An 11883-nucleotide genomic window follows, 5' to 3' on the forward strand; every position below is an offset into this window, starting at 1 on the left:
GATGACCTCGTCGCCCTCGGCCCGCTGCGGAGCGCGGTTCGCACGAATGCTCACGACGTTGCGCTCGACGCTGATCTCGACGTCCTCGCGCCGCACGCCGGGCAGGTCGAGGAACACGAGGAACTCGTCGCCGCGGCGCAACGCCTCCATCGGCATGCCGCGTGCGGCGCGTGCTCCCGTGGCCAGGGTCTGCTCCGCGAGCCGGTCGAACTCGCGGAACGGGTCGAATCGCATAAGAGCCATGAAGTGCCTCCACCCTGCGCGGGTCGTTCTCGGTGATGCCTCGGCGGCTGCCGGGCGATGTCACGGTGCGCCCAGCCGGTCCCGGGTCGAATCGGTCCCACGGGCGCAATCTCGCGCCGTCGGTTGGGCCCGGGAGGTCAGCCCCGGGCCACCGGCTCCGACGAACCGGTGGCCTGACCTCCCGGGCCGAGCCGGTGAGGTGGAATTCGCCCCTCCGGACCGCCGAACCAGGTCCCCGGCAGCGCACAGACTCGGCTCTCCGCTACACCCAGGGAGATCCCATGACCACCACGTCGAACCCGCCACAGGGCGGGACGCAGCCGTGGCTGCACCAGCACGCCGGCGAGCTCCAGGCGTTCGGGACGGTGCGGCTGCTCCCGCTCGCCCTCTCCCAGGAGGCGCGCGACTACTCCTGCCGGCGGCTCAACCGCGTGCTGGCCGACTCGCAGATCCTGTACGCGCTGTACAAGAAGCATCACTGGCTCGTGCGCGGGCACACCTTCTACTCACTGCACCTGATGCTGGACAAGCACGCCGGCGAGCAGCTCGAGCTGATCGACAGCCTGGCCGAGCGCGTACAGACCCTCGGCGGAGTCGCTGTCGGCGACCCTCGCCACGTCGCAGAACTCACCCACATCCCCCGCTCGCCCGACGGGGTGGAGGCCGTGCCGGCCATGCTGTCACGGCTGCTGGAGGGGCACGAGACCATTCTCGCCGAGGCCCACGACGCCGCCGCACGGGTCGCGGAGCTGGGCGACGACGGATCGAACGACCTGCTCGTCTCGGAGGTCGTCCGCACCGGCGAGCTGCAGGCCTGGTTCGTCGCCGAGCACCTCGTCGACACGCCGCTGGTCCGGATCGACGACCAGGGCGCCGCGCACGCCTGATCGTGCTGGACGGGCGTCACGGCCCCGGGATCACCGCCGCGGGCTCGGGCCCTACCGTCGCGTCCAGCCAGGTCCGCAGCTCGGCTGCGGTGGGGGTCCCGTGGCGGCGTGCGACGGGCCGCCCCGAGCGCAGGACCAGGAGTGTCGGGACCATGCGCACCACGAACCGTCGGGCCTTCAGCGGCGCCGCAACGACGTCCACCTCGACCAGCTTGACCTGACCGGGGCGGGCGAGGGCTGCCCGCTCCAGCACCGCCCGGGCCGCCCAACTGAGCCCGCACCACGGGGCCCAGAGTCCGACGAGCACGGGCAGCGTCGCCTGCTCGGCCACCGCCGCGAAGTCGTCGTCCTCGGCGGCGGCGATCCATGGCAGGGCGTGGCGGCAGTTCCCGCAGACCGGTAGGCCCATTCCGGCGGCGGGCACCCGGTTGCGACGCAGGCACCGGGGGCAACGGACGACGCCCGACCGCGCGCCGGCAGGTGCGATGCGCGCGTCCATCCGACGGAACACCTGCGCCAGCAGCGTCAGCTCCGGCACCCTGAACCATGCGGAGGTGCCCGACGCCGGGACGGCGGTGCCCGCCGGAAGCGTGTCGGTGAGGGGCCGGGCCGGGTCCCCGACTCGCACGGACCACGAGCAACGGGTCGGCCCGCCAGGTGGCATCGGCTCGCCTCCACTCAGGTCCCGGTCGCCGGCGTCCCTCGCCGACGGGGACCGACGGTGCCGGTGCGGCCGGGCGGGCGGACCGACCCACCGGGTCGAGCGGACCTGCCGAGATTGCCTCTGGCGGACCGATTCGAAAGGCGGCGCACCGGTGTGACGGTGGTGCCGCGGATCAGGGCGAGGCCCGGCCCGCGACCCGACCTCGTCCCTCCGGGAGTCTTCGTGACGCGCATCCACGCCGCTCCGCGCAGCAAGCTCGGCCGGCTCGCTGACCCGGCCTCGATCGGATCGACGTCGGGCCGAGGTGGCCGGCGATGAGCGTCCCGCGCGACGTGGTCACCGACCCGCACACCGCCTGGATCCGCGACGTGGTCCCACGCACCGACGGATGCGAGGAGTGCCTGCGGATGGGCACCCCCTGGGTGCACCTGCGACTGTGCCTGACATGCGGGCACGTCGGGTGCTGCGACTCCTCGCCGATGCGCCACGCCCGCGCGCACGCAGGCGTCCTCGGGCATCCGATCGTCCGCTCGGCCGAGCCAGGTGAGCACTGGCGCTGGTGCTACGTGGACGAAGCCTTCGCATGAACACCGACACGACCGCCGCCGAGGACGTGGAGCGCCTGGTCGCCACGGCACCGCCCGGCGAGACCCCGGACCTCACCGGTGCCTACCCCCGGCTGTCCGAGGATCGGATCCGGATGCTGGGCCGGTACGGGGCGCGGCAGCGGACCCGCCGCGGGGACGTGCTCGTCACCGAGGGATGTCCCGAGGAGTCGTTCCTCGTGGTGCTGTCGGGCCGGACCGCCGTCGTCGAGGCGCTCGGGACCCCGGCGCAGCGCATCGTCCGCGTGCACGGAGGCGGGCGGTTCCTCGGGGAGCTCGGCCTGCTGACCGGTCAGGTCGCCTTCTTCTCGACGGTCGTGGTGGATCCCGGCGAGCTGCTCGAGGTCCCCGCGGACCGCCTGCGGAGCTTCCTGGTCCGCGACCCGGCGTTCGGTGACGAGATCCTGCGGGCGTACCTGGCGCGGCGCGCGCTCGCGATCGGCGAGGGGCTCGGCTTCCGCATCGTCGGGTCCCGGTACTCCCCCGACACCCGCAGGCTGCGTGAGTTCGCGGCACGCAACCGACTCCCCCACCGGTTCCTCGACGTCGAGGCCGACAGCGAGGCCGAGTCGCTGCTGCGCGGGCTCGGGATCACGACCGCGGAGACCCCGGTCGTGCTCTGGCGCGACCAGGTGTTGCGCAACCCCGACACCGCCGAGCTCGCCGCGCTGATCGGGCGGCGCCCCGACCGGCCCACGACCCGGCTGTGTGACCTCCTCGTGGTCGGGGCCGGGCCCGCCGGCCTCGCCGCCGCCGTCTACGCGGCCTCCGAGGGGTTGTCCACCCGGATCCTCGACGCCGTCGCCACGGGCGGTCAGGCGGCGCGGTCGGCGCGCATCGAGAACTACCTCGGCTTCCCGGCCGGCATCTCCGGGGCCGAGCTCGCCGAGCGCGCCGAGGTGCAGGCGCGGAAGTTCGGCGCCGAGGCGACCGTACCCGCCGACGCGGTCACGCTCGACGTCTCGGGCCCGCAGCCCGTCGTCCGGCTGTCCGGCGGGGACGCGGTCCCCACGCGCACCCTGGTGGTCGCGACCGGAGCGCAGTACCGGCGGTTGCCGGTACCCCGGCTCGAGGAGTTCGAGCAGACCAGCGTCTACTACGCCGCCACCCTCGTCGAGGCCCAGCTGTGCGTGGACGACCCGGTCGTGGTGGTGGGCGGCGGGAACTCGGCCGGCCAGGCCACGCTGTTCCTCGCCGACCACGCCCGTTCGGTCCGGCTGGTCGCGCGCGAGCACTCGCTCGACGAGTACATGTCGCGCTACCTGGCCGACCGTGTCCTGTGTGACCCTCGGATCGAGGTGCACCTGCACAGCGAGGTGCGCGACCTCGAAGGCGAGGGGGGCCGTCTCGAGGCGGTGGTCGTGGAGGACACCACGAGCGGGACGCGCGCGGAGCTGCCCGCCAGCGAGCTCATGGTGTTCATCGGCGCCAGCCCGTGCACCGGCTGGCTCGCCGGGGCGGTCGCGCTCGACGACGGCGGCTACGTACGGACCGGCCCCGCCCTCGCAGCTCTCGACGACGACGGCGGCGACCGGGGAACGACGGAGCGCACCCCGACGACGCTGGAGACCGACGTCCCCGGCGTGTTCGCGGCGGGCGACGTGCGCAGCGGGTCGATCAAGCGGGTGGCGTCCGCCGTCGGCGAGGGGGCCATGGCGGTCCGCCTCGCGCACGAGTACCTGACCCGAGTCACCAGCAGGAGCTGACATGCCCGTCCCGTCCGGTGTCCCGGTCTTCCAACGGTTCTTCCGCTCGGTGGGACACATCAAGGTCGACAGGAACGACGTGAAGCGCTTCCGCGACTTCGTGGACGAGATGATCGACGACGTCGCGATCACCGGACGCAACGCTGCGACGTGGAACGGCAGGGACGTGATCGCGCCCCAGGACCTCCCCATCACCAGGGGGGTCCAGGAACGGATGCGCGAGTTCGACAAGCTCGAGGAGGCCGGCGAGATCCGCGCCCTGCTCGCGCAGACCGTGCGTCGCCCACCCGCCGACGTGACCTTCTCGGAGGAGACCGAGGACGCGTTGGTCGAGCTCTTCGGCGGGCTCGCCACCGCCCTCGCGCGGACCTTCCGCGCGGTCGACCCCGAGGTGGTCAATCCGGGAACGGAGCACTGGGAACGAGTGACCGACATCTTCCGGCAGGTGTTCTGATGACCGGCACCGAGTACTCGGACGTCCACGAGACCGACCCGCGGCGCGCCGAGGAGCGCCTGCCCGCGGCCCTCCGCCTCGACCACCCCCCGCAGGCTCGGTTCGCCCTGCACCTGCACCGGGTCAGCCGCGGCCCGCTGAGCCTCGAGGAGGTCCGCTGCTCCGAAGGCGTCCGGATGCGGGTCGACGACGATCCCGGCTACGTCGTCGGGCTGCCGGTCCAGGGGCCGTTGCACGTCGACCACCACGGTCGCGAGCTCGATCTCGGCCCCGGTCAGGCGGCCGTCTTCACCCCGTCCGCCGAGGCAGGGATGGCCACGGGCGACGGTGCCGACGTCGTCCGGGTCCGGGTCCGGGCCGCCGCACTCGAGGACGCGCTGGAGGCCCTCCTCGGCAGAGCGGTGCAACGACCGCTGCGGCTGGCGGCGTCGGCGGTGCTGGGCCCGGCCGGCGGCCGGGGCTGGGCCGGCGTGGTCCGGTCCGTCGCCGCGGCCGGTCCCGGCCCGGCATCGGTGCTCGCGAACCCGTTGAGCGCGGAGCCCCTGCAGGACGCGCTGCTGGTCGGGCTGCTGCACCTGACCGACCATCCCGAACGCGACGCCCTCGACGCGCCGGTCCCGTCCTGGGGTCCGCGGACGATCCGCGACAGCCTCGATCTGATCGAGGCCCATCCGGAGCTGCCGCTGACCTCGGGGAGCCTCGCGGCGCGCGCCGGGCTCAGCGTCCTCGCCCTGCGGGGATGCTGGCGACGCCATCGCGACCTGCTGCCCCGCGACGACGTCGAACGGGTCCGGATGACGCGGGCGCACCGCGACCTCGAGGCCCATCGACCCGAGGAGACGACGGTGGCCGCGGTGGCGACGACGTGGGGATTCGCCCCCCGCGCGTTCCCGGCCGCCTACGGCTCGCGCTTCGGCCTGTCGCCGGCGCAGACCCTCCGCGGCCCCGGGTTCGCCTGATCCGAGGGGGGCGCCATCCCGCGCGGCCCGATCCGCCGGCGCTGGCTCGACACCCCGGGCGCGCCACCACCGTCGGGCTGTGAAGGAGCTGCGCGCTCGCCGGTACGACGCGAGCCGGTGGTCAAGGTGGTCCCGGGCGGTTGCCCGTACCGCTCGCGGTAGAGGGCGGCGAACCGGCCGGCATTGGTGAACCCCCACCGATCGGCGACGTCGATGACGCGCAGGCCCGGTCCGGCGGCCGACAGCTCGCGGTGAGCCCGCTCGAGACGCAGATCGGTCAGGTATCGCTTCGGAGAGGCGTCGAACTCGCGGACGAACCCGTCGTACAGCGCGCGGGTCGACAGCCCGACCTCCCTGGCGAGGTGCCCGACGCTCAGGGGGTCGCCGGCGCGCGCGGCCATGAGGTCGGCGGCCTGGTGCACACGCGAGCGTGCCGCCGGCGCCGGCCGGCGGGTGGTCAGCATCTGACGCCAGGTGTTGGCGTGCGCGAGGAGCAGGGTGCCCATCACCGCGTCGCGCAGATGCGCCTCGGCCAGCGGGTTGACCGCCCCGGCCTCGGCGACCTCGAGGAGCTGTTCGAGCAGCGTCGCCTGGCTGATCACGGCGGCGGTGGCGGCCGGGGAGTCCATCAGCGGGTCGAACTGCAGCCGCTCGGGGCCGGGGTCCTCGGCGGTGAGCATCCGCGCGGCCAGCGTGCGCAGCTCGGACAGCTCGACACGCATCACGAGGAGTTCGAGGTCGTCGTCCCAGTCCATCACCAGTTCGTCGTCCGGGGTGCCCACGAAACCGGTCCGCCGTGCGTCGACGGTGAACGACATGCCCTTGTGCCGGACCGCCATCGAGCCGCGCAGAGGTATGCACACCGCCAGGTAGTCGGTCAGTGGGGCTGCACGCAGCCGCACCGGCATGCCGTAGTTCGTGCGGAACACAGACAGCCCGGGCCGTTGGAAGCCCTTCACCGACGCGGTGAAGTCCCCGGTCCTGCCCGGTGTCACGGTGTGGGGGGACATCAGGGCGTTGACCTGTTCGACCAGCTCGTCCAGGTCGCTGGTCTCCACCAACGCCGTGCCGACCCGCTCACCGCTCGTCATCGTCCACACCAGCTCCCGACAGAGCCACCTCGCAGCTCGACCTCGAGACGAATCAGCGGCCGACGGCCCGCAGCTACGCGCCGGTCCCGTGGAGCGCCTCGTGCGGTCCGCAGGGCCCGACGGTATCGCCACGACGCGGGACGAGGACCGAGTAGGGGGTGGGACCACACCGGCCGGGGCCTCACCGAGGGTCCTCGTCGGATCAGCCCGGCTCCGGCCCGCTCGCCGAGACCGTCACCGCGAGCTGGTCCAGGATCTCCGTGATCGCCCGGCGGTCCTGCGCGCAGGACGGGGCACGCGCCTGCACCTGGGCGACGAAGGCCGAGGCGAGCTCGACGACCTCGACGTCGGCGGCTCGGGACAGCTCCCACAGCCGCTCGAACGCCGCGTCGGCGTCGGCCGCGTCGTGGGAGATCAGCACGCCCTTGGCCTGCCCGATCACGTCGCGGGAGCGCAGGGCGTCGATCAGCCCGTCCACCCGGTGCTCGAGCTGGGCGATCCGCGATTCGAGGTCGAGCACCTCGCGACGATCACTCTCGGCCTCGACCCGGCGCGCGAGTCGTTGCCGCTGGGCGACGTCCGGTGTCGCGTCCCGTCCCATCCCACCGCCCTCACTCCCGGGACAGCGGAGCGCGCTCCCCCGCCGTCGGTACCGGACGGACGCCCGCGTACGCCCGTGCTAGCCGCGCCGACGATAGGAAGGGACCACCGCCGGACCGAGACACATCCGGCGCCGACGACAGGCCGAAATCGGCGTCGCTCCCACCGGGACCTCACGGCGAGTGACGTCAGCGCCCCCCGGAGGCCGAGGGCCAGACCCTCGGCCATGCGAAGCGAGAACAGAAGGATCAGCTCGCCGACCCTCGCGCCGGTAGCTCTGGACCATCCCGCGAGCGTCCGCTCGACATGCCGACTGCTGCGGTGACAAGGGCCGCGGACCATGAGCTCCGACATCCCGGCGAGCGCGGGGCGGTTACGCCCCGCGCCCACCCTCGATCTCTGGGCGATGCAGGTTCTGCACAGCGGCCCAGCGAGGTTCGTCCCTGTCTGGGCGCCTCTGCACCGAAACTACGATGGACGAGATCGTCCACGGACTCGTCGATAGATGTGGCGGCGAGGACTGGATACACAGGGAGGTGCCTGATGAAGGCGATCGTCGTGACGGATGAGGCTGCGGGAAGGGCCGGGATGACGCTGGTGGAGCGGCCCGAGCCGGGACCGGCGATCAACGACGTCGTCGTTGAGGTTCATGCGTCGGGATTCGTCCCGACCGAGATTGCGTGGCCCTCGACCTGGACCGATCGTGCCGCCCGTGACCGAAAACCGTCGATTCCCGGGCATGAGCTGGCTGGAGTGGTCACCGCCCTCGGCTACGGCACGACGGGGCTGTCGGTGGGACAGCGAGTGTTCGGCCTCACGGACTGGCATCGCGACGGCACCCTGGCGGAGTATGTGGCCGTCGAGGCACGCAACCTCGCGCCGCTCCCGGGCGACGTCGACTTCACGGTGGGCGCGAGCCTGCCGATCTCGGGGCTGACCGCGTGGCAAGGGCTGTTCGAGCACGGCCGCCTTCGGGTGGGGCAGAACGTGCTCGTGCACGGCGCGGCCGGCGCAGTCGGAACGATGGTGACGCAGCTCGCACGTGAGTGCGGTGCGTACGTCATCGGCACCGGACGCGCTGCCGACCGTCAGAAGGCGCTCGACTTCGGCGCCCAGGAGTTCGTCGACCTTCAGAACGACTCGTTGGAAGATGTCGGCGGAGTCGATCTGGTTTTCGATGTCATCGGCGGCGACATCCAAGAGCGGTCTGCGGGTCTGGTTCGAGCCGGAGGAACGCTGGTGTCCATCGTCGGGCCGCCCGAGGCGCGCCCCGCGGCCGGCCTGGCGGTCGACTTCGTTGTCGAGGCTGATCGTGCCCAACTGAGTGAGGTCGTCCGGCGGGTGCGAGACGGACGACTGCGGACGAACATCGGCACGGTCTCGACCCTCGACGACGCCGTCGCCGCCTTCAATTCGACCGAGCGGATCAAGGGGAAGACGATCATCCGCGTTCGCCCGTGAGGACGGGGGCTGCGAACGGTCCTGCCCTCCTCGCCGATCAGCGTCAGCCGCGTGGCAGGGCGGGGAGGGGCCGACACCACGCCCATGACCGTCCGTTCGACGGGCACGGTGGAGGTCGCCGGCACCATGGCCCTCACCCGTCCCGGTCAGGCGCGGCTAGACGCCGCCCGACCCACCAGCCCCCAGCTCATGAGCGACACCGCCCAACCTGCCACTGCCTTGCGGACTGGCCGCCCCCGCGTAGCTCAGCTCAGGTCACTCTCCTAGCGACAGCGCCTCGGTCGGGCACCCGGAGACCGCGTTGCGGACCTCCTGCTCGTCCCCCTCGTCGACGTCCCACTGCAGGACCTCAAGTGTCCCGTCTTCTTGAATTTCGAAGTACTTCTCGGCTTCCGCCTCGCAGAGACCTTGGCCGGTGCACCGGTCCCAGTCCACTTGTATACGCAACAGAAGCCGCCTCCCCAGTGATTCGGACGTTGTATCCGCAGGGGTACCCGAGCCACGCTGCCTCACAACCCCCGGGACAGTCGGCGACTGCCAAGGCCGCCCCACCGAGCGGAAGGCTCGGGCATATTCCGGGTACATCCCCCTCACATTCGTCGAGGTCGACAATCCCCGGGCAACGCGCCGCGCCGTGGCGCCCCACACATCCCCTGGAGCCTCGATGGTCTCGCATCCTCGCCGTGGCGGCGGCCGCCGCGGAGTATCCGGCTGGCTCTCGGCGCCGGTGGCCTGGTGTCGGCGCGTCGTACTCGGCCCCAGGGACCGGCCCACCGGCGAGCACTCGGATAACCGGCCGAGTGAGCGATTGCGGCGGGCGAAGCGGTCAGGCTTGCTCGACGGCCCGGTCATCGCTGCGGTCTTCGTGGTGGGCGTGGCGGTGGCGCTGGTCATGACACTGTTCTGACTTCGGACGGAGCGCGACCAGCGGTCGCGTGACCCCGGGCGCACCGTGGGATTGCGCGAACTGACCTCGCCGTTCTCGGTTGTGCATCAACCGCCCGCGTCCGCGCCCGGGAACGAGCTGGACGGCGCACACCACGGTCGTGGAGAGTGTGCCGTCGACTGTTTCGGCGGTGCCGGGCTTCTCCCGGCCTGGTACGGGTCGACGGCCGCTACGGTCGGTCCGGTGCCCTCGCCGGGAGGACGGCGATCGGGGTGTTGGTGGCCGCGACAGCGAGCCAACCGTCCTGCGCGCGGACGAGGGTGAGAACCAGGACTGTGCGGCCGGCCGGCAGACCCCCGGCCGGGGCATCGGGTTGGGGTGTACGCACCGTGGTGGCATGCACCATGGCCACGTCGTCGCGAACCGCGATCACCGCCAGGTCTTCCGCGGTGACCGTGCTCCACTTGAGGGGGCCGGCGAGCGCCCACCGGTGCCCTTCGACGATGCCGTCCCGGCCGAGCATGCGCATGCCGGCGATGTTCACGAAGACGGCGTCCTCGGTGAACAGGGCCCCGACTTGGTCGGCGTCCCCGTTGTTGAGGGCGCCGCTGAACGCGGCGACCAGCGCCTCGGGACTCGCAGCGGCCACTTCATTGCTCCGATCGCGTCAGGGCGTAGCACATCGGAAAGCGGCAGGCTGTCGGCGGACGTCAGCGAGGGGCCCGGTAGGCCTCGGTCACCTTCGACGCATCGCGCAAGGCGTCCAGACCGTCCTCGACGCTGATCAACGGGGTGGTCTTCAGCGACCGCAACGCCCCGCCCGCGCTGGTCGCGATCGACCAGGCGGCGACGGCGGCGTCGTTGGGGAACTCGACGATGGCGATGAGGTCATGCTCGCCGAAGGCGTAGAAGACACTGTGCAGCCGGCCGCCGACGGTCTCCGCGGCCGGACCGACCCGCTCGCGGACGTCCTGCTGGCTCTTCATCTGTGCGGCCCAGCTCTCGGGCGTGTAGCCGACCTGGGTGAGGTAGTACGGCATCACGCACTCCTTCCGATTCGGGAGACCATCGTCGTTCGAGTCGACCCGCTGGTTCTACGTCACTCATCGTGGCATCATGCCGAGGAGCTGGGCGACCCTATTCCCCCGTATGGCCTAGCTCATCACCGGGGAAGCACACTCAGTTGCCGGTCGGGTTCGTGCCGAGGAGTCGTCTGCGGGTGGAATCGAAGATCCCCGATGGCTCGACGGCCGTCCCCAACGGCGCGTTCGTCGTCGGCCGCCCCAGCAACAGATCGGAGAGCAATCCACGACACTCATGCTGGGCCGCGACGCTCGACAGCTTCGACTCGGGGCGATGCGGCCGGCTCGCGGACGGAGAAGCTCAGGGGCTGAAGTTTCGGTCCTCACCGTCTCCACGTTTCACAACGGCTTGGAGCCAGCGGGCGACAACGGGCGGGGACCCCGCGGCAGCCGAGAGCCCCCACCACCGCCGCCGGGCGGGTCATCCCCGGTAGGCATACACCAGAAGCACACCCGCCGGCCGGCGACCATGCGCGCGTACGGGCGGGGGTTCTGCCCGCACACGACTGTGCCGTCCTGGCGGCCAGCGCACGGCAGGTACGAGCCCTGCGACACTCGCTGAGGCAGCAGACCGGCGTCGAGCACCGCGTTCTCGGCAGCCGCAACTGTGAGACCACTCAGGTCAGGTACCTCAGCAACGGCCCGCCGACTCATCCGCTCTCCCAGCGGCTCTCAGTCCGAGCCCAAGAGCCGGTGTCACAGAGTGCCGACCCGGGTTAGTCACCATCACGGAACGACACGACACCTGATCGTTGACGCTCATGATGAGTGATCGTCGACCATGGCGATCTCGGCGTCCGGCCCTGGGAACACCAGGCAGGGGTCCCGCCCCTCGAAGCGCACCAGAAATGGGCCTTCCTCGCCGTGCACTTCCACGATCGTGCCGACCCGATCAGCCTGATCGACTCGCCGGCTGTGTTGAATGATCCGGTCTCCGACGTTGCCACGCATGCGAGCTCGCCTTCTTCCCTCCAGCTCTGAGAAGCACCCGAGCAACCTCCAACGATCGGCGCGTTGACCGACGGATGTCAACGGGCAGTCTCGATGCTGATGTGCGAGCGGACACCAGGCCACGGCCCCCGTCCCAGCGAGGCACGAGCAATGCTTGAGACCTGTGGATGAGGAGGAGGGGTCGTACCCTCCCGATCACCTGCAAGCCCTCAAGCAAGATCGGCGCGCCAACGCCGGTCGGGAAGGTACGACCCGTGCTCACCGTAGTTCCTGGAGCTGCCGGCGAGGCCGATG

15 protein-coding genes are annotated in these 11883 nt (G+C 71.6%); 6 read left to right on the plus strand and 9 right to left on the minus strand.

All coding sequences use genetic code 11. The annotated features are described in order from the left end of the window. A partial coding sequence (locus VGH76_RS11800; protein WP_331556872.1) for an Hsp20/alpha crystallin family protein occupies positions 1-243 on the minus strand: 243 nt, incomplete at its 3' end. Between the two features lie 281 nt (positions 244-524). Between VGH76_RS11800 and VGH76_RS11805 the strand changes: the two genes are divergently transcribed. Then, complete coding sequence (locus VGH76_RS11805) at positions 525-1130, plus strand: DNA starvation/stationary phase protection protein (protein ID WP_331556873.1); 606 nt, start codon at positions 525-527, stop codon at positions 1128-1130. A 16-nt stretch (positions 1131-1146) separates the two neighbouring features. Here VGH76_RS11805 and VGH76_RS11810 read toward each other — a convergent pair whose 3' ends face one another. Further along, positions 1147-1668 (minus strand): thioredoxin family protein, encoded by a 522-nt coding sequence (locus VGH76_RS11810; RefSeq protein ID WP_331556874.1) that lies wholly within the window; start codon positions 1666-1668, stop codon positions 1147-1149. 440 nt (positions 1669-2108) lie between these two features. Between VGH76_RS11810 and VGH76_RS11815 the strand changes: the two genes are divergently transcribed. From VGH76_RS11815 to VGH76_RS11830, 4 genes are read left to right on the plus strand one after another with little or no spacing between them, the layout of a single operon-like run. Continuing rightward, positions 2109-2381, plus strand: coding sequence for a UBP-type zinc finger domain-containing protein (locus VGH76_RS11815; protein ID WP_331556875.1), 273 nt, complete (start codon positions 2109-2111; stop codon positions 2379-2381). Continuing rightward, on the plus strand, positions 2378-4105 hold the full coding sequence (locus VGH76_RS11820; RefSeq protein WP_331556876.1) for an FAD-dependent oxidoreductase: 1728 nt from the start codon (positions 2378-2380) through the stop codon (positions 4103-4105). The genes VGH76_RS11815 and VGH76_RS11820 overlap by 4 nt, the downstream gene beginning before the upstream one ends. 1 nt (position 4106) lies before the next feature. Beyond that, entirely contained in the window at positions 4107-4559 is a 453-nt protein-coding gene (locus tag VGH76_RS11825; protein ID WP_331556877.1) for a DUF1931 family protein, read from the plus strand. Continuing rightward, entirely contained in the window at positions 4559-5518 is a 960-nt protein-coding gene (locus tag VGH76_RS11830) for an AraC family transcriptional regulator (protein WP_331556878.1), read from the plus strand. The genes VGH76_RS11825 and VGH76_RS11830 overlap by 1 nt, the downstream gene beginning before the upstream one ends. Here the strand turns inward: VGH76_RS11830 and VGH76_RS11835 are convergent. Beyond that, positions 5458-6609 carry an AraC family transcriptional regulator gene (locus VGH76_RS11835; RefSeq protein WP_331556879.1) on the minus strand — a complete coding sequence of 384 codons (1152 nt, stop codon included), beginning with the start codon at positions 6607-6609 and terminating at the stop codon, positions 5458-5460. The two genes, VGH76_RS11830 and VGH76_RS11835, sit on opposite strands and share 61 nt — an antisense overlap. Before the next feature lie 202 nt (positions 6610-6811). After that, entirely contained in the window at positions 6812-7129 is a 318-nt protein-coding gene (locus VGH76_RS11840; protein ID WP_331556880.1) for an ANTAR domain-containing protein, read from the minus strand. A 623-nt stretch (positions 7130-7752) separates the two neighbouring features. On the opposite strand from VGH76_RS11840, the gene VGH76_RS11845 reads away from it, so the two are divergent. Continuing rightward, positions 7753-8670 carry an NADP-dependent oxidoreductase gene (locus tag VGH76_RS11845; protein WP_331556881.1) on the plus strand — a complete coding sequence of 306 codons (918 nt, stop codon included), beginning with the start codon at positions 7753-7755 and terminating at the stop codon, positions 8668-8670. Positions 8671-8925: 255 nt separating this feature from the next. Here the strand turns inward: VGH76_RS11845 and VGH76_RS11850 are convergent, their stop codons facing one another. From VGH76_RS11850 to VGH76_RS11865, 5 genes are all read right to left on the minus strand, one after another. Next, complete coding sequence (locus VGH76_RS11850; RefSeq protein ID WP_331556882.1) at positions 8926-9105, minus strand: ferredoxin; 180 nt, start codon at positions 9103-9105, stop codon at positions 8926-8928. A 680-nt stretch (positions 9106-9785) separates the two neighbouring features. Continuing rightward, on the minus strand, positions 9786-10205 hold the full coding sequence (locus VGH76_RS11855) for an SgcJ/EcaC family oxidoreductase (RefSeq protein WP_331556883.1): 420 nt from the start codon (positions 10203-10205) through the stop codon (positions 9786-9788). A 61-nt stretch (positions 10206-10266) separates the two neighbouring features. Next, positions 10267-10596 carry a GYD domain-containing protein gene (locus VGH76_RS11860; RefSeq protein ID WP_331556884.1) on the minus strand — a complete coding sequence of 110 codons (330 nt, stop codon included), beginning with the start codon at positions 10594-10596 and terminating at the stop codon, positions 10267-10269. A 381-nt stretch (positions 10597-10977) separates the two neighbouring features. Beyond that, entirely contained in the window at positions 10978-11292 is a 315-nt protein-coding gene (locus VGH76_RS27985; RefSeq protein ID WP_414637712.1) for a PASTA domain-containing protein, read from the minus strand. 105 nt (positions 11293-11397) lie between these two features. After that, on the minus strand, positions 11398-11589 hold the full coding sequence (locus VGH76_RS11865) for a DUF1918 domain-containing protein (protein ID WP_331556885.1): 192 nt from the start codon (positions 11587-11589) through the stop codon (positions 11398-11400). Positions 11590-11883: the final 294 nt, after the last annotated feature.

The sequence above is a fragment of the Actinomycetospora sp. genome, from assembly GCF_036497585.1.
In the GTDB taxonomy this organism is placed as follows: Bacteria; Actinomycetota; Actinomycetes; order Mycobacteriales; family Pseudonocardiaceae; genus Actinomycetospora.

Bases quoted from the DNA above. Each gene is read 5' to 3' on its own strand.
- VGH76_RS11805 (WP_331556873.1), top strand. From the start codon at position 525: ATGACCACCACGTCGAACCCGCCACAGGGCGGGACGCAGCCGTGGCTG.
- VGH76_RS11835 (WP_331556879.1), bottom strand. From the start codon at position 6,609: ATGACGAGCGGTGAGCGGGTCGGCACGGCGTTGGTGGAGACCAGCGAC.
- VGH76_RS11860 (WP_331556884.1), bottom strand. From the start codon at position 10,596: ATGCCGTACTACCTCACCCAGGTCGGCTACACGCCCGAGAGCTGGGCC.
- VGH76_RS11830 (WP_331556878.1), top strand. From the start codon at position 4,559: ATGACCGGCACCGAGTACTCGGACGTCCACGAGACCGACCCGCGGCGC.
- VGH76_RS11815 (WP_331556875.1), top strand. From the start codon at position 2,109: ATGAGCGTCCCGCGCGACGTGGTCACCGACCCGCACACCGCCTGGATC.
- VGH76_RS11845 (WP_331556881.1), top strand. From the start codon at position 7,753: ATGAAGGCGATCGTCGTGACGGATGAGGCTGCGGGAAGGGCCGGGATG.
- VGH76_RS11825 (WP_331556877.1), top strand. From the start codon at position 4,107: ATGCCCGTCCCGTCCGGTGTCCCGGTCTTCCAACGGTTCTTCCGCTCG.
- VGH76_RS11820 (WP_331556876.1), top strand. From the start codon at position 2,378: ATGAACACCGACACGACCGCCGCCGAGGACGTGGAGCGCCTGGTCGCC.
- VGH76_RS27985 (WP_414637712.1), bottom strand. From the start codon at position 11,292: ATGAGTCGGCGGGCCGTTGCTGAGGTACCTGACCTGAGTGGTCTCACA.
- VGH76_RS11865 (WP_331556885.1), bottom strand. From the start codon at position 11,589: ATGCGTGGCAACGTCGGAGACCGGATCATTCAACACAGCCGGCGAGTC.